Raw genomic sequence first — 16,299 nt, forward strand, 5'->3', positions numbered from 1 at the left:
CGGAGAGGTCACACCTGTTCCCATGCCGAACACAGTAGTTAAGCTCTCCAGCGCCTATGGTAGTTGGGGCCTTGCCCCTGCGAGAGTTGGACGTTGCTAGGCAATTAAAAAGCTTCTTAGTTTGCATTATGTAATCTAAGAAGCTTTTTTGTTTTTCAATAAAGTAGTTGTATAATATTTGGTGTTGGTGTAGGAAATTTTGAGAAGAGATTCGTGCTCGTCAAAATACATTCACTAGCACCTTTTTCCTTTATAATAGAAAACAAGTGAATTTTCCTGTGGAATTAGTTTTTACTACAAAACAATTAGGAAAGAACTCACTTGTCTATATATAATTTTAATATAAAATTGATGAATTTCAAAATAAAAATACACTATTAGTAGCTGGGATGTCTGTTAAGAAACTATAATCAATAATATTAATTAAGAAATTTAGTTTTTCAAATTCTGATATGTTTGTAATACATAAGTTGATAACGCGATATACTCGTTGGGAGACCCTACTAGATTTAATTACTTGCAAAAAGATGAAACTGAAATTCAACAAATTTAGTGTTATACATATTTATAGAGATGCAAGCTTAATGAGAGATTCCTTCCCATGCTGCATGCATTCCAGCGACTCTACCAGTAACTAAAGCTGCAGTGATATTATAACCACCTGTATATCCGTGAATATCTAATACTTCCCCACAAAAATATAAACCATGCATAAGTTTTGATTGCATTGTATTTGGCACAACTTCTTTAATAGAAATGCCCCCACCAGTAACAAAAGCTTTCTCAATAGATAAATTTCCATGAACATAAAAAGTGAAGTTTTTTATGTTATTGACAATATCTAGTATATTTTCCCGGGAAATATTTGCGCCATTTGTATCGACATTGATCTTTGCTTGCTCTAAAATAAAATCTAAATAACGCTCAGGTACTTGACCTTTTAAAATATTCTTGATTGTTTTTTTAGGGTTATTATTTATTAAATTAGTGATTCCTATTTCTAATTCATTTTGTGTCAATAAAGGTTTTGCATCAATGGTCATTTTAACTTTTTTTAATCCAGATAGAAAAAGTTTGACTACATATTGAGAACAACGCAAAATTGCTGGTCCAGAGACACCGAAATGGGTGAATAACATATCCATTTGATGTGTAATAATCTTTTTATCTTTCTCATTATAAACAGAGATGGCAGCATCACGTAAAGATAAACCTTGTAACCTTTTCTCTTTTATAAATGGTTCGTTTGAAGTTAAAGGTACTTCTGTTGGATATAATGTTGTAACGGTATGTCCAGCTTTTTTAGCCCATGGATATGCATCACCTGTTGATCCTGTATGTGGAACAGAAGTACCTCCAGCTGCAATAATTACAGTATTTGTTTTAATTTTCTCACCATCAGTTAAAATGATTTCATGTTGTTTTTGACCATAGTGTATTGCTTCTACTTTTGTATTTTTACGAATATCTACATGTAACTCTGCTAATCGATTTAATAACGCATTGACAACATCTTGTGCCTTATTACTTAATGGGAACATTCTTCCATGGTCTTCTTCTTTTAATGGGACATTCAGCCCTTCAAAATAATCAATGATGTCAAAATTGTTAAATGTAGAAAAAGCACTATATAAGAATTTTCCGTTACCTGGTATGTTTCGAATGACTTCTTCTTCAGGTAAACGATTTGTTACATTACATCTACCACCACCAGAAATAGCTAATTTCTTGCCTAACTTGTTTCCTTTATCTATTAATAATGTTTTTGCATTTTGTTCAGCTGCTGCAATTGCTGCCATTAATCCTGAAGGACCGCCACCTATGACGACAACTTCGTAACACATAATTTAACCTCATTTCATTACTTTCTTTTCTAATCATAAACTATTTTTTGTAATGAGTAAATCGACAAAGAGTTCCTATTCTTGACAATAATTAATAACAATATATTGTTAATTATGATAAAATAATTACGTTACATGAATGAGAGGAATATAGGTGAAAAAATGAGCTCAAATTTTATTAGAGGAACAATGCTACTAACAGGTGCAAGTTTCTTGTCTAAATTTTTAGGTATGATTTATGTAATTCCATTTATACATATGGTTGGAGAGGAAGGGATGACATTATACGGATTTGCATATACACCGTATAATATTATGCTCTCTGTAGCTACTGTAGGGGTTCCTTTAGCAGTATCAAAGTTTGTTTCTAAATATAATTCATTAGATGATTATTATACAAGTATGAGAATGTTCAAATTAGGAAACTATTTAATGTTAATCACTGGAATTATCGGTTTCCTTCTAATGTATTTTGGTGCAGATTTGTTTTCAAAAATGGTATGGGATCCTAGAACAGAAGGAAACATAACTGTTGCTGACGTTGCAAATTCTATTAAAATGGTCAGCTTTGCATTAATAATTATTCCAAGTATGTCGATTGTACGTGGATTCTTTCAAGGAAATCAATCCATGGGACCAACAGCGGTCTCTCAAGTAATAGAACAAATTGTGCGAATTATATTCTTGCTTATTTCTGTCTATATAGTGATGGAAGTATTAAATGGTGAGATTGCTACATCAATTGGTTATGCTACTTTAGCAGCATTTGTTGGTGGTATTGCTTCATGGATTGTACTATTAGGTTACTGGTTTAAACGAAGGAAATATGTGAAAGCAAAAGTGGATGCACAAAAAAATAGACAACACATTCCAATGAAAGAATTATTCAGAGAATTACTTTCATACGCTGGTCCATTTGTATTAGTTGGTGTGGCTACATCTCTTTATCAATTAGTGGATATGTTGACATTTCAACGAGCAATGGCACAAGCAGGACTGGAATCCATTTCTAACATTGCTTATTCAAGTTTTAATCAACAAGGACATAAATTAGTCATTATCCCAGTAACTATTGCAACAGGGCTATCATTAGCTTTAATTCCAGAAATTACACGAGCTTTTCAGAGAAATCAACAAGATCGCGTAAAAAAATTAATTAATCAATCACTTCAAATTGTGATGTTCTTTGTTTTGCCTGCAGTAGTAGGTTTAGTCATTTTATCACATGAAATTTATACAGGCTTATTTGGTGGAGATAACATTGCCATCACAGGTCCATTATTTGCATGGTATGCACCAGTTGCTTTAACATTTGGATTCTTTACTGTGACTGCGTCTATTTTACAAGGAATTGAGCGCCAACGATTTACTTTGTTTAGTTTAGGAGCAGGTATTTTAATCAAACTATTATTCAATGCGATTATGATTCAATCTTTCGGGGCTAAAGGAGCCATCATCACAACATTTGTTGCCTCGCTTGTAGCAGTTGTTTTAAATATATGGCAAATAAGAGCATCAATACAATTTTCATTTAAAAAATTCTTTAAATTAACATTACTTATGATCATATTCAGTACAATAATGGCGATTGTACTAATAGTAATCAAATGGCTATTTAGTTATTTGATGACATATCAAGATGGTAGCATTCAAGCAATCATCATTGCTGGATTTGGAGTAATTCTAGGTGGAGGCGTCTATCTTTATTTAGGGTATGCTTCTACATTATTTGAACGAATTGTTGGGAAAAGGATACCAATTCTTGATCGTATTACTGGTAGATAGGAGTACAGAATCTGATGAGACTTGATAAGTTGTTAGCGAATAGTGGATATGGCTCAAGAAAAGACGTCAAGCAATTAATTAAAAATAAATTAGTAAAGGTCAATGAGACTATTGTTAAAAAAGCAGAAATGCAAATCAATCCTGAAACAGATCAAATTACATGTAAAGGAGAAATAGTACAGTATGAGCAGTTCAAGTATTTGATGCTTTATAAACCCAAAGGAGTAATCTCTGCAACGGTAGATGAGGAACATAGGACAGTGATTGACTTGTTGGACAAAAAAGACCAGATAGCTGACTTATTCCCTGTGGGTCGACTAGACAAAGACACAGTAGGATTGCTCTTACTTACAAATGACGGAAAGCTTGCTCACAATTTACTTTCACCAAAAAAGCATGTAGACAAAAAATATTTTGCAAAAGTGAAAGGTATCGTTACAGAAATGGATAGACATACATTCGCAAAAGGTGTCAATATAGGGGATTATATTACGAAGCCAGCTAGCTTAAATATTCTATCATCTGCTGATATATCAGAAGTAGAAGTCATTATATCAGAAGGAAAATTTCATCAAGTGAAAAGAATGTTTGAAGCAGTAGATAAAAAGGTGATCTATTTAAAGAGGTTAGAAATGGGGCCTTTAGTATTGGATGAGAAACTGCCTATTGGAAAATACAGAGAATTATCTATTGAAGAACTACAATTACTTAAAGATTGTTAAAAAAACTTATTCCATCAATATAGTATCATCTGTTTATATTACAATAAAAAACCAGCATAAAAATTTATGCTGGTTACAGTTTATATGAAACATATATTCATTGCTATGATATTTTTACCTTTTTCTTTGTAATTTCCCAACTTCCCCGATTTGGGCTATCGACAAGCCCGTTATACGCTAACAAATGTAAATCTCGTTGTGCTGTACGGTCTGTAATACCAAATTCTTCTGCTATTTCATTTGTCGTCACAGGCCCATTCTCTTTAATGAATAGATAAACTGCTTTAACACGAGATAGCATGCGGGTGGTTGATTGACTCAAAGAATCACTCCTTAAAAGTTATCGGTAACCATTAAAAGCATATGCAAGTTGTTACTATTATTTTACACATAATATATATTTTTTTCTAGTTATAATAGTTAGAATTTACAGATATTTTATATTTGGGAGGGAAATAAATGATAATACTTCAGTCACTCTTTAGAAAAGTCATTCATATATCTAATCATTTGTTATTTATTATAAGTATATTTCTTGTTGCTTTTTCATCATTTTTGATTGTGAAAATAGAATCAGATACATTTCCGACATTCTTTGATGGTTTATGGTGGGTAATGACGACTGTAACAACTGTAGGATATGGAGATTTCTATCCAGTTACGGTTGCAGGACGAGTAATTGCACTGTTTCTATATGTTTTTGGAATTGGATTAATTGGTATTGTAATTGGAAAAGTAATTGATGCTTTTTCAGTATTTAGAAAAAAAAGAGTAGAAGGTGATATTGTGTATAACGGAAAAGGACATTATATTATAATTGGCTGGTCACAAAAAGCTAAAATTGCTATAAAAGAGATGATGGCAACAAATGAGAAAATTGACGTGATTATTATCGATACATTAGACAAAGCACCGATATTAGAAACGAATATCTTCTACATTAAAGGGGATGCAACAGAGAAGGAAACATTAGAGCGAGCGAATATTCATGATGCGACTGCTGTATTAGTGTTTGCAAATGAAACTATAAATAATGGTCAACTAGCAGATGGTCAGACATTATTAATTGCTTCAACGATTGAATCGATTGCTTCAAGTATCTATACCATTGTCGAAATTAAAGAAGAAAAGCATTTAAAGAATTTCAAGTATATGAATGTGGATGAATTTATATTATCTGATGAAACCATTTCTTCATTGTTTGTTCGATCCGCATTTAGAAAAGGAGTTTCTAACATCTTCTCTCAACTTTTAAAAAGAACAGAAGGAGATGATTTATATTATATCCCTGTAAAACCTAATTGGAGAACATATGGTGAAGCATTTGAACAATTATTAGCACAAGGTGCCACTCTAATTGCAGATCGCAACAAATTAAATATTAACCGTATGTTAGAAGAAACTATTCCTAATGATGCAGAACTTTATGTAATCTGTGATAAAGAGACCTACAATACAATTATTAGAGGAGCTTCTGATATACGATGACTTCCAATCATTACTTTATTGCTATCAAATTTGATAATAATATAAAAAAATGGATATATGACCAACAAGCAAAAATAAAATCAAGTCAATTGCCTTATCAAATTTGGGTACATGAAGAAGACTTTCATGTTACACTACAATTTTTAGGTGAATTATCAGAGGAAAAAAAGAGTATATTGAGTAAGGATTTAGACCAATTAGAGAATTTTCCATCTTTCAAAATGATGTTAAGTGGAATGAATCGGTTCGGTAAAACAAATCAACCCCGTGTCTTATGGGTAGAAGTAGAAAACACTAACATATTAAACGATTTACATGATCGAGTTCAAACAATTTGTAAAAAAAATGATTTTCCAATAGATCATCGTGTATTTACACCACATGTAACTATTGCAAAAAAGTGGAAAGATAAGAATGAGTATTTGACCGAGAATTTGACCCCAACATTAGAAGAGGCATCAACAATTATAAATGAAATTGCGCTGTATCGTATTAATCCAACAGCTGCAGTAAAATATATACCAGAAAAAATCGTTACATTAAGATAAAGAAAGTGTGGATAAAATTGGCCCAACTTATCAAACTTAGAGACTATATATCACGATATGAAACAGATATCTTCCATTATCCAAGTCAGTTTGTAAGATTAAAACAAGAAAATTGGAAAAAGCTTAAGCTTGAATGGCAAGAAAAACTTGAGCAAAGTGAAGAAAATGATCAGACAGAGCCTGAAAGAAATCGATGGAATTTCTTTCACAAAACAGATGCAAATGAACCGGATGAGAAGAATGAGCATACATTTGAAGCAATTCCTCAAACTGAAGAAGAATTGAAATATTTTTATTTAAACAAATTATTCCAATTCCAATTAAAGTGGGCATCTACTACAATTAGTAATATGTCTTTTATCGATAAATCTTATGATAACAATGTACAATTGAGATATTTTCTTCAGCGCATCCCTGATAATTATTTAGTACTGTATGAACCGATTTTTTCATTGAAAAATCATTTGATGGATGGAGATATCATTTTAATTAGTCCATTAAGTATTGAAGTGATTACATTATTTGAACAAGATGAAAAATATAAAATTATTGCTGATGAAGAAAGAGTTTGGTATATCGAAGAACGCAATGTGCAAACAAAAGTATTAAGTCCAATACCGTCATTAAAAAGAACGGAGAAGGTCATTCAATCCATTTTAGATAAACATGAATTAGACTTCCCTATTTATCGAACGATATTGGCACATCATAATGTAATAGAAATGAAAAAAGAGCCTTACCGAACAAGATATGTAGATAAAATCAATCATGAAGATTGGCTCAAAGAAAAACGTAAATTGCAATCTCCAATAAAATTTGATCAATTAAAAATAGCAAATGCCATTCTGCAACATTGTGAAACAACATCATTCAGAAGACCAGAATGGCACAGAGAAAATGACAAAAATGAAGACAATAATAGACAAAATTTCAATGAATTTTAGGAAATTCACAATAAATACTTGAAATTATGTCTAGTTTTGCGGTAATCTATTATTACTATTCTCTATTTTTTCTTTGATAGAAATGAAGAATAGATTACGAGGAATCGAGGGTGACAACTGTGGAACACATTTTAGGAGAAGGCTGGATTATTGAGCCTGCTGGTGGTTCAACTGGCGCAGCATATTACGCACAATCAAATAAAAAGCGGTTGTTCTTAAAGCGCAACTCCTCACCTTTTTTAGCTGTATTATCAGCACAAGGCATTGTTCCTAAATTAGTATGGACAAAGCGCTTAGAAAATGGTGATGTTGTTACTGCACAACAGTGGCTTGAAGGTAAAGCATTAAATGTTGAAGAAATGCAGCATCCAAAAGTTGCTACACTACTTAGTAAAATTCATCATTCCTCCGAATTATTAGATATGTTATTAAGAATTGAGAAAACAACGGTTACGCCTGTCAATAGTCTTCAAATGGTGAAAGAGATTATTGAACAAAATAGCCAGTTAAATCATTCACTTCTTATTCGTAAAATATATAAATATTTACAAAAACGTGTAAAAGTCATGCCAGTTAATCATACAGTTGTTTGTCATTGTGATTTAAATCATCATAATTGGATGTTATCTGAAGAAGGCGAATTATATTTAATTGATTGGGATAACGCAAGAGTTGGAGACCCTGCAATGGATATAGGGAGAATTCTTCAATCCTATATTCCAGTGGAAGACTGGGAACAGTGGTTAAATCAATATGGTTTAGAATATAGTTATGAATTAATGCAAAGAATGCACTGGTATTTATTAATAGATGAAATTATTGGTTATGCTTGGGCAGTTCAACAGAAAAAGGACAAAGAAGCTAATTATCATTACGAAGAATTAAACCAGCTTCTTTACCAAGTTAATAATTGGAATCTTTAATAGACTGTAACCATGTAGAAAAAGCTTCTTGGTGACTTAAAATATGTTGTTCCATTGTGGAAGTAACAGCACCATCTTCTCCATATTTACGAATATGATCGTAATGATTTGTTAATGGAGATTGGATGGTGTTTTGTTGTTGAATGGACTGAATAAGTCGAGCAATTTGTTCACACTCTGATTTACTACCACATCCTTCTTCAGCATGAAGGCTGAGTAAATCATGTAAAAGTTCTAATTGATTATTAATATTCAAAGACATATTTTATCACCTCATATTTAGAGTAAGCATTTTTATAAAAACTATACAGAATGTTACAATATTCTTAAATACAAAAGGAGAAAAACGATGAGAGCTAGACATAAACCATGGGCAGATGATTATCTAAAAGAAAATGTATCGATTGTAGAATTAAATCCAACAGAAAATAAAGGGAAATGGAAGCAAATTTTTACAAATGACAATCCGATTCATTTAGAAATCGGTTCTGGTAAAGGACAATTTGTTTCAGGTATGGCTAAACAGTTTCCTTCTATTAATTTTATTGGAATGGAACTTGTAAAAAGTATTATTGTTTCGACAATTGATAAAGTAAAAGAAGTTGGTTGTAAAAATGTTCGTTTAGTGAATGAAAATGCAGAAAAAGTAACAGAGTTCTTTGAAGAGGATGAAGTAGATACCATATATTTGAATTTCTCAGATCCTTGGCCAAAAAATCGCCATGAAAAACGTCGACTAACCTATCATACATTTTTAGAACAATATCAAACCATTTTAAAAAAAGGTGGAAAACTTGTTTTGAAGACGGATAATCAGCAATTATTCGAATATTCCTTAGTTAGTTTTTCACAATTTGGTTGTACATTAGAAGAAGTATCTTTAGATTTACATGCATTGAATGACCCGACAAATATAAAAACAGAATATGAAGAGAAATTTGCAGCGAAAGGTCAACAAATCTATCGTTGTGTCTGTCGTTTCGATTAATGAATATTTTAAGTCAATAGGTGTTGTTACAAGTAAGTGATGGACATAACTCTTGTTATTCGCAACTTTGTGTATTTACCCCGCTCCACTTTTTATAGAACTTTTTCTTCAGCTAACTTTTCCAAGCAAAAACTGGTTGGAAAAATGAACTTTCAGAAAAAAGAACCCCATAGGAGTGGGAGTGAGCGCATATATAAAATCTCAAAATCACATAATATTTCCTTTTTAAGTACACAAAAACTCCAAACGATTCAAAGTTATTTGCTGAATCGTTTGGAGTTTTTTTAAGTTAAAGAGTTCTTTTGTTCCAATTGTTTATCACTTTATTGCTGACGTTCTTTGGTTTTTACTACTGTTCCTGTACGTGCATCAATAAAAAATTCAATTGGGATATGCTCTCCATCGATATGTTTCGTAATTCCGCCATGATACACTTCGTAAGGCAAATCATTAATCATTAGTTGTTCCTTCTTCATATAGATCCAAGAACCACTTACATCATACCTTTCTTGAAATCGTTGTCTCGTTATTTTTAATGCAACTTCAGGCTTTATAAAATCATCTTCTTGTTTTTGTTTTACCAAATACCCGACTACCATTCCCAATCCAAAAGCAATGGCATAATCTTTAAATTTCAATACGGTCACCTCTAATTTTCTTTACTTTCTTTAGTGTAAAAATAATTCGACGAAAAAAGCAAGTATTTTTACTGTAAATAAAATAATGATATAGTAAAGATACATTATAAATATTAGAAGGTGAAAAAATGAATAAGGAAACGTTAGAATTATTTCGTACATTAACAGAACTACCTGGAGCACCTGGTAATGAGAAACCAGTACGTCAATTTATGCGTCAAGAACTAACGAAGTATGCTGATCGTATTATACAAGATAATTTAGGCGGAATTTTTGGAGTAAAAGAAGGTGTTGGTCCTAAAGTTTTAGTAGCAGGCCATATGGATGAAGTTGCATTTATGGTTACACAGATTACAGATAATGGGATGATTCGATTTCAGCCTTTAGGAGGTTGGTGGTCGCAAGTACTATTGGCACAACGTGTAGAGATATTCACAGAAACAGGCCAAGTGATAGGTGTCGTAGCATCCATTCCTCCGCATCTATTAACACCTGAAGAAAGAAACAAACCGATGGAACTAAAAAATATGTTAATTGATGTGGGTGCAGATGATAAAGAAGATGCCAAACGAATGGGAATAAAAGAAGGTCAGTCTATTTTACCTTATTCTCCATTCACACCAATGGCAAATAAGAAAAAAATCTTAGCAAAAGCATGGGATAACAGATATGGGTGTGGACTAGCAATAGAGTTATTAAAAGAGGTACAGACAGAGAAATTAGATAATATGTTATATTCAGGTGCAACTGTGCAAGAAGAAGTAGGTCTTAGAGGTGCAAAAGTAGCTGCGAATATGATTCAACCAGATATCTTTTATGCTTTGGATGCGTCCCCTGCAAATGATATGTCAGGTGATAAAAAGGAATTCGGACAATTAGGCAAAGGTGCTTTATTACGTATATTTGATCGTTCTATGGTGACACATCGTGGAATTAGAGAATTTGTTCTCGATATTGCAGAAACAAATAATATACCATATCAATATTTTGTTTCTCAAGGTGGAACAGATGCTGGCTCTGTTCATGTCGCAAATAATGGTATTCCTTCAGCGGTTATAGGTATATGTTCCCGTTATATTCATACACATGGCTCCATCATTCATGTAGATGATTATGCTAGTGCAAAGGAATTATTAGTTCAATTAGTGAGAAGCACAAATCAATCGACAGTGGACTCGATTCGAAATAATGATTAATGTTGGTTTCGTTTGTTTAGATAATTTATGTTAACTGATTCATAAATAAAAATTGCACTTGTGTAAATAGAGAAAAAAAAGTATGATAGAAAAGGGGAAAATTGAACTATTTTTCAGGAGGATTACGATGAAACAGGAAAAAACTGGGCTGTTAGTAATAGGATTATTGCTCGTAGCAGTCATCGGAATAAGCATATGGAGTATGGAACCAACTGAGGATATTTTAACTGAGGCTATCGTTGTTGCGAATGAAAAGTTTACAGAAAACAGTGTGGAAGTAAATAGTGAAACAGATGAATTAAGTATGTATGTACCTGAATCATTCGTAGTAGTAGAAGAATCACCAAATAATGTGATATTATCTCGTGAAGAGCAACAATATATACTATTTTATAATTCCTTCGAGCCTGTTACGAGTAAGCTGAACTATGAGGCAGCTTCAAAAGATACAGATAGCCTAGTATTGGAAAGTTTTGAAGAGAATGATCGATTTGGTTATATTTATATAACTTCAGAAGAAGCAAATGATAAAGCATTCCTTTTGCAAATTGGAGTCGGAGGCGTTAAAATTACAACAATCAGCTCAAAAAATGAAATATTATATGATGTAGAACAAATGATGCTGATGGCCAATTCTATCGCATACAAAGACAAATAAGTACTGGAGTGTAGCAAATGAATATAGTTAAATCAGAAGAACAATATGAGCAATTATTACAAGAAGAGAAAGTAATTTTCTTATTTACTGCAGATTGGTGTCCGGATTGTCGTGTAATTGAGCCGGTATTACCAGAAATAGAAGAGAAATTTGCTGATTATCAGTTTTATTCCGTAGATCGTGATGACTTTATTGATATTTGTATAAAAAATGACATCTTTGGAATACCTAGTTTTGTTGCATATAACAAAGGGCAAGAAGTGGATCGCTTCGTTAGTAAGAAACGTAAATCACAAGAAGAAATTGAAGCATTTCTTACTGATTTATTTTAATCTATCGTGAATGACGAACCGAGCAATGGAAGATACTTTCTGATTGCTCGGTTTTTTATATTTTCGGCACAATATCGTTTTCTTGAATTACAAATATATAGCGTGATACAATAGGATGATGACTGTTTCTTCCTTAAGGAGGATGATGAAAATGAAAATGACTACATTAAAAATGAAAAAGAAATTAGATGAACTTTTTCAAAATGATGATTGGAGAATCTCCTATCAACGTGATAAAGATATATATAGAATAGAGTGGAAAGAAACAAAAGAAGGAGTCTCTATTAAATTACCTAATGTAATTGCCAAATATGAACAACGCGGGGAACAAGCTGTGGAAGAATTACACTATCATGTTACAGAATCATTAAAAATGATGAAAGAAAAGCACGAATTAACTGGTAAAGAGAAACACATCTTTCCTGTAATTCGCGCAACTTCTTTTCCTAAGAAAACAAAATCAGGAAAAAAATTACTCTTCACTAAACACACAGCAGAAACAAATATTTATTATGCACTTGACTTAGGTAATACGTATCAATTAATTGATGAAACGATGATATCTGAGTACAATTTGGATGAAACAAGATTAAAGGAAATTGCATTGTTTAATATACGATCGTTAAAGATTACACCAAAGAAACAACGTGTAGCGGATAATGATTTTTATTTTATTTCACCACAAGACGGCTATGATGCGAGTAGAATATTAAATGAAGTATTTTTAGAAGAAATGAGAGCAAATGCAATCGGAGAATTAGTAGTGGCAGTTCCACACCAAGATGTTTTGATTGTGGCAGATATCCAAAATGAAACTGGTTATGATATAATCGCACAGATGACAATGCAATTCTTTGCTGAAGGTAGAGTTCCAATTACATCGCTACCATTTGTGTATGATAATAAAAAGCTGGAACCCGTATTTATTTTAGCTAAGAACAAACCAAAGCAATAATGTATAAGTTTATTAAAGTTACTGAGTAGATTCAGAAAGGGAGACATATATGCATATTTTTTATAATAAACAAGGAATTGGTGATGTACTGTTATTTCCATTTAAAACCGTAACACACAATCACATTACATTTGAAACATATGGAGATGTTGTAGAGATACGAGAAAACCAAACAAATGAAGTGATTGGATATAATATTTTCCATGCTTCTAGTTATATGAGTGACTTAGAAACAGGAAAAATAGTAGTAGATGAAACAATCGTGTCAAAATTAGGTGAAATTTTCAAAAAAAATAATGTGCCAACTGAGTTATCCATCGATTTATCTCCAAAATTTGTTGTGGGGCAAGTAGTAGAAATGAAGCCACATGAAAATGCAGACAAATTAAGAGTTTGTCAAGTAGATATCGGCGAGGAAACATTACAAATTGTATGTGGTGCACCAAATGTGGACATACATCAAAAAGTGGTAGTAGCAAAAGTTGGCGCAATCATGCCAAGCGGATTAGAAATAAAGCCATCTAATTTAAGAGGAATAGATTCATTTGGAATGTTATGTTCTCAAAAAGAATTAGGATTACCTAATGCTCCGAAAGAAAAAGGGATTTATGTGTTACCAAATGACTATGTATTAGGTGAACCATTTGAATTTTAATAAGTAGTAAGGATAGTCTGACTCTTAGTAATCAATATGGTTGATGAAAAGAGACAGGCTATTTTTGATGAATGAGTGATTTGAACTATATCTAATTTATTATTTGTCCAACACGTTAAAACAAATGATGTGGACGTATCTATTCATAGAATACATTTCGTGATAGAATAATAAATAACTTTGATGTGATGTAAGAGGAAAGAAACCTTGAAGAGTTCACAAGCCTCTTTATTGATATACTTACAAGATGTAAATGATTGTATTACATGACGCCTGTCCATTATAGTTAAGTAGACAACATGTTTAACTATGTCGGAACGGGTGTTCTTATGTTTCTAAGCGAAAGTCTTATAATGGCTTTTTATATAAAGGAAGTGAAAGAGATGTGGAAACATTTAAAAAATAAATGGGATCATTTATTTGATGATGAGGAAGAACTGATATCAAGTAATGAGAAAATAAAAAATAATGATATAAATAAACAATTAGAATTACAACATCATACATTTCAACGCAAATCAATTGAAACAAAAGTAGCGTACCAATATCCAAAAACACATTTACATACTGAAAGAATGGATGAAGTTAAGCCAAATAAACCAAATAAGCGAAAAGAAACAAATAACGTGGCATCTAATCAAACAACCGAAGAACCAAAAGAGAGGAAACAGAAAAAGCCATTCAAAGTAAGTAGTGTACCATCACCAATCCATGGCTTTCAACAAAAAAAGCAATTTAAGAGTGATGATGATGAGAATGTTGTCCTAAGCAACGTAATGACGTCAGAAACAGAACAAGTGGAAGAAGAGAAAGTATTACCTAACAAGATAGAGCAACAATTAGTGGATGACGAGAAAGTAAGTAGGAATCAAGAAAATCATGTAACCAAAGAATTAATGGCAAATGATGAACAAGTAAGTGAGTTGAACAATGCAACTGAAATAATGGAAAAACCAGCATTTGAAAGAAAGAGAGAACAAGAAACAAGTACGAAAAAAGAACCAATATTCGCTCAACAACCAACTAAACATACTTTTAAAAAACCAGTCAATGTGATGATGACACCGAGAGATAAACGAAGACAATGGGAGAAACAGCAAGAATTAAATAAGCCAATCAATAGAACACATACAGAATCGATCCATCATACTCCTGTAAATACAATCGTAACAAAGAAAATACCTTATCACTTATTAAATGATGCACCTATGAATCAATCTGAACAATCAGATTGGGTAAAGGAACAATCGGATCGTTTACAATTAACCATGAATCATTTTCACATTCAGGCAAAAGTAGTAGGTGCTACACAAGGGCCTAGTGTAACAAGATTTGAAATTCAACCAGAACCAGGTGTGAAAGTGAGCAAAATAAAAAATTTAACTGATGATATTAAATTAAACCTTGCAGCGAAGGATATCCGTATGGAAGCACCGATACCAGGTAAAAACACAATTGGCATTGAAGTTCCAAATGAAATAGCGCAGCCTGTTTATTTACAAAACATGCTTGAATCAGAAGCATTTCAAAATCCTTCTTCACCGCTAACTGTCGCGTTAGGGGCCGATATCGAAGGCAAACCTATTGTGACTGATTTACAAAAAATGCCGCACGGCCTCATTGCAGGTGCAACAGGCTCTGGTAAAAGTGTTTGTATTAATACAATGTTAATAAGTCTTTTATACAAAGCGCATCATGATGAAGTGAAATTTCTGTTAATCGATCCTAAAATGGTTGAGTTAACACCTTATAATGACATTCCACATTTAGTTGCACCTGTAATTACTGATGTAAAAGCAGCAACATCTGCTCTCAAATGGGCAGTGAATGAAATGGAAGATCGATATAAGAAGTTTGTTCAAGAAGGTGTCCGTGATTTAACAAGATATAATGATAAAATGACCAAAGCAAATCGAATACATGAACGGATGCCATACTTAGTCATTGTAATTGATGAGCTAGCAGATTTAATGATGACATCGCCACAAGATGTAGAAGATGCCATCTGTCGAATCGCACAAAAGGCTCGAGCATGTGGTATGCATTTACTGATAGCTACACAAAGGCCGTCTGTTGATGTCATAACTGGATTAATTAAAGCAAATGTTCCGACTAGAATTGCATTTAGTGTTTCTTCACAAGTGGACTCTAGAACGATTCTGGATGTGGCAGGTGCAGAAAAACTGTTAGGTAAAGGGGATATGTTATTTGTTGAGAATGGATCTGGTGAGATGAAACGAATCCAAGGCGCGTTTGTCTCTGATGATGAAATTGAACGAATTACCCATTATGTTAAACAAATTGCTGAGCCCAATTATTTATTTGAACAAGATCAACTAATTGCACAAATTAATATAAATGAAGATGTTGATGAACTATATGAAGAAGCAATAGCGTTTGTTTTAGAACATAATGGCGCTAGTGCTTCATTATTACAAAGAAGATTTAAAATCGGATATAATAGAGCAGCAAGATTAATCGATTCGATGGAAGAGAGTGGCATAATCTCAGGCCAAAATGGAAGCAAACCAAGAGATATTATTGCAAATAGACAAGAAATTGATCATATACTAAAAGGATAAAGAAATTGCTACTTGTCGATTTCAAAGAATTCCTATATTAT

At 32.5% G+C, this 16,299-nt stretch carries 17 protein-coding genes and 1 rRNA gene; 14 read left to right on the forward strand and 4 right to left on the reverse strand.

Going from position 1 to position 16,299, the window contains the following annotated elements; all coding sequences use genetic code 11:
* Window positions 1-102: ribosomal RNA gene (gene rrf, locus ACFOZ1_RS10210) — 5S ribosomal RNA — on the forward strand; the annotation flags it as partial.
* Window positions 103-581: 479 nt separating this feature from the next.
* Here rrf and ACFOZ1_RS10215 read toward each other — a convergent pair.
* Window positions 582-1,844 carry a BaiN/RdsA family NAD(P)/FAD-dependent oxidoreductase gene (locus tag ACFOZ1_RS10215; RefSeq protein WP_390199019.1) on the reverse strand — a complete coding sequence of 421 codons (1,263 nt, stop codon included), beginning with the start codon at window positions 1,842-1,844 and terminating at the stop codon, window positions 582-584.
* A gap of 162 nt (window positions 1,845-2,006) precedes the next feature.
* On the opposite strand from ACFOZ1_RS10215, the gene ACFOZ1_RS10220 reads away from it, so the two are divergent.
* Window positions 2,007-3,629, forward strand: a complete 1,623-nt coding sequence (locus tag ACFOZ1_RS10220) for a putative polysaccharide biosynthesis protein (protein ID WP_390199021.1) — start codon at window positions 2,007-2,009, stop codon at window positions 3,627-3,629.
* Window positions 3,630-3,643: 14 nt separating this feature from the next.
* Window positions 3,644-4,351 (forward strand): pseudouridine synthase, encoded by a 708-nt coding sequence (locus ACFOZ1_RS10225; RefSeq protein WP_390199023.1) that lies wholly within the window; start codon window positions 3,644-3,646, stop codon window positions 4,349-4,351.
* A 103-nt stretch (window positions 4,352-4,454) separates the two neighbouring features.
* On the opposite strand, the gene ACFOZ1_RS10230 is transcribed toward ACFOZ1_RS10225, so the two are convergent.
* Complete coding sequence (locus ACFOZ1_RS10230; protein ID WP_390199025.1) at window positions 4,455-4,673, reverse strand: HTH domain-containing protein; 219 nt, start codon at window positions 4,671-4,673, stop codon at window positions 4,455-4,457.
* Between the two features lie 137 nt (window positions 4,674-4,810).
* Between ACFOZ1_RS10230 and ACFOZ1_RS10235 the strand changes: the two genes are divergently transcribed.
* The 4 genes from ACFOZ1_RS10235 (at window position 4,811) to ACFOZ1_RS10250 (ending at window position 8,254) form a co-directional block, all read left to right on the forward strand.
* On the forward strand, window positions 4,811-5,839 hold the full coding sequence (locus ACFOZ1_RS10235; protein ID WP_390199027.1) for a potassium channel family protein: 1,029 nt from the start codon (window positions 4,811-4,813) through the stop codon (window positions 5,837-5,839).
* On the forward strand, window positions 5,836-6,387 hold the full coding sequence (gene thpR, locus ACFOZ1_RS10240; protein ID WP_390199029.1) for an RNA 2',3'-cyclic phosphodiesterase: 552 nt from the start codon (window positions 5,836-5,838) through the stop codon (window positions 6,385-6,387). Before ACFOZ1_RS10235 ends, thpR begins: the two co-directional genes overlap by 4 nt.
* Before the next feature lie 17 nt (window positions 6,388-6,404).
* Window positions 6,405-7,331 carry an NERD domain-containing protein gene (locus tag ACFOZ1_RS10245; RefSeq protein ID WP_390199031.1) on the forward strand — a complete coding sequence of 309 codons (927 nt, stop codon included), beginning with the start codon at window positions 6,405-6,407 and terminating at the stop codon, window positions 7,329-7,331.
* Between the two features lie 119 nt (window positions 7,332-7,450).
* Window positions 7,451-8,254, forward strand: coding sequence for a phosphotransferase (locus tag ACFOZ1_RS10250; protein WP_390199033.1), 804 nt, complete (start codon window positions 7,451-7,453; stop codon window positions 8,252-8,254).
* On the opposite strand, the gene ACFOZ1_RS10255 is transcribed toward ACFOZ1_RS10250, so the two are convergent.
* Window positions 8,235-8,516 (reverse strand): YtzH-like family protein, encoded by a 282-nt coding sequence (locus ACFOZ1_RS10255; protein WP_390199034.1) that lies wholly within the window; start codon window positions 8,514-8,516, stop codon window positions 8,235-8,237. The two genes, ACFOZ1_RS10250 and ACFOZ1_RS10255, sit on opposite strands and share 20 nt — an antisense overlap.
* An 87-nt stretch (window positions 8,517-8,603) precedes the next feature.
* Here ACFOZ1_RS10255 and trmB point away from each other — a divergent pair, with 87 nt between their 5' ends.
* On the forward strand, window positions 8,604-9,242 hold the full coding sequence (trmB, locus tag ACFOZ1_RS10260) for a tRNA (guanosine(46)-N7)-methyltransferase TrmB (RefSeq protein WP_390199035.1): 639 nt from the start codon (window positions 8,604-8,606) through the stop codon (window positions 9,240-9,242).
* A 323-nt stretch (window positions 9,243-9,565) separates the two neighbouring features.
* On the opposite strand, the gene ACFOZ1_RS10265 is transcribed toward trmB, so the two are convergent.
* Window positions 9,566-9,880, reverse strand: coding sequence for a PepSY domain-containing protein (locus tag ACFOZ1_RS10265; protein WP_390199037.1), 315 nt, complete (start codon window positions 9,878-9,880; stop codon window positions 9,566-9,568).
* Window positions 9,881-10,008: 128 nt separating this feature from the next.
* Between ACFOZ1_RS10265 and ACFOZ1_RS10270 the strand changes: the two genes are divergently transcribed.
* From ACFOZ1_RS10270 to ACFOZ1_RS10295, 6 genes are all read left to right on the forward strand, one after another.
* Window positions 10,009-11,076 (forward strand): M42 family metallopeptidase, encoded by a 1,068-nt coding sequence (locus ACFOZ1_RS10270; RefSeq protein WP_390199039.1) that lies wholly within the window; start codon window positions 10,009-10,011, stop codon window positions 11,074-11,076.
* A 127-nt stretch (window positions 11,077-11,203) separates the two neighbouring features.
* Window positions 11,204-11,734: a hypothetical protein gene (locus ACFOZ1_RS10275; protein ID WP_390199040.1), complete on the forward strand. Its 531-nt coding sequence runs from the start codon at window positions 11,204-11,206 to the stop codon at window positions 11,732-11,734.
* Between the two features lie 17 nt (window positions 11,735-11,751).
* Window positions 11,752-12,066 carry a thioredoxin family protein gene (locus ACFOZ1_RS10280; RefSeq protein WP_390199041.1) on the forward strand — a complete coding sequence of 105 codons (315 nt, stop codon included), beginning with the start codon at window positions 11,752-11,754 and terminating at the stop codon, window positions 12,064-12,066.
* Between the two features lie 151 nt (window positions 12,067-12,217).
* Window positions 12,218-13,021, forward strand: a complete 804-nt coding sequence (locus ACFOZ1_RS10285; RefSeq protein ID WP_390199042.1) for a DUF1444 domain-containing protein — start codon at window positions 12,218-12,220, stop codon at window positions 13,019-13,021.
* Window positions 13,022-13,070: 49 nt separating this feature from the next.
* On the forward strand, window positions 13,071-13,676 hold the full coding sequence (gene ytpR, locus ACFOZ1_RS10290) for a YtpR family tRNA-binding protein (RefSeq protein WP_390199043.1): 606 nt from the start codon (window positions 13,071-13,073) through the stop codon (window positions 13,674-13,676).
* A 383-nt stretch (window positions 13,677-14,059) separates the two neighbouring features.
* Window positions 14,060-16,258: a DNA translocase FtsK gene (locus ACFOZ1_RS10295; RefSeq protein ID WP_390199045.1), complete on the forward strand. Its 2,199-nt coding sequence runs from the start codon at window positions 14,060-14,062 to the stop codon at window positions 16,256-16,258.
* Window positions 16,259-16,299: the final 41 nt, after the last annotated feature.

This window comes from Gracilibacillus marinus (assembly GCF_042651725.1).
GTDB lineage: Bacteria > Bacillota > Bacilli > Bacillales > Amphibacillaceae > Gracilibacillus > Gracilibacillus marinus.

Bases quoted from the DNA above. Each gene is read 5' to 3' on its own strand.
- ACFOZ1_RS10215 (WP_390199019.1), bottom strand. From the start codon at position 1,844: ATGTGTTACGAAGTTGTCGTCATAGGTGGCGGTCCTTCAGGATTAATG.
- ACFOZ1_RS10220 (WP_390199021.1), top strand. From the start codon at position 2,007: ATGAGCTCAAATTTTATTAGAGGAACAATGCTACTAACAGGTGCAAGT.
- ACFOZ1_RS10225 (WP_390199023.1), top strand. From the start codon at position 3,644: ATGAGACTTGATAAGTTGTTAGCGAATAGTGGATATGGCTCAAGAAAA.
- ACFOZ1_RS10235 (WP_390199027.1), top strand. From the start codon at position 4,811: ATGATAATACTTCAGTCACTCTTTAGAAAAGTCATTCATATATCTAAT.
- thpR (WP_390199029.1), top strand. From the start codon at position 5,836: ATGACTTCCAATCATTACTTTATTGCTATCAAATTTGATAATAATATA.
- ACFOZ1_RS10255 (WP_390199034.1), bottom strand. From the start codon at position 8,516: ATGTCTTTGAATATTAATAATCAATTAGAACTTTTACATGATTTACTC.
- trmB (WP_390199035.1), top strand. From the start codon at position 8,604: ATGAGAGCTAGACATAAACCATGGGCAGATGATTATCTAAAAGAAAAT.
- ACFOZ1_RS10270 (WP_390199039.1), top strand. From the start codon at position 10,009: ATGAATAAGGAAACGTTAGAATTATTTCGTACATTAACAGAACTACCT.
- ACFOZ1_RS10275 (WP_390199040.1), top strand. From the start codon at position 11,204: ATGAAACAGGAAAAAACTGGGCTGTTAGTAATAGGATTATTGCTCGTA.
- ACFOZ1_RS10280 (WP_390199041.1), top strand. From the start codon at position 11,752: ATGAATATAGTTAAATCAGAAGAACAATATGAGCAATTATTACAAGAA.
- ACFOZ1_RS10285 (WP_390199042.1), top strand. From the start codon at position 12,218: ATGAAAATGACTACATTAAAAATGAAAAAGAAATTAGATGAACTTTTT.
- ytpR (WP_390199043.1), top strand. From the start codon at position 13,071: ATGCATATTTTTTATAATAAACAAGGAATTGGTGATGTACTGTTATTT.
- ACFOZ1_RS10295 (WP_390199045.1), top strand. From the start codon at position 14,060: ATGTGGAAACATTTAAAAAATAAATGGGATCATTTATTTGATGATGAG.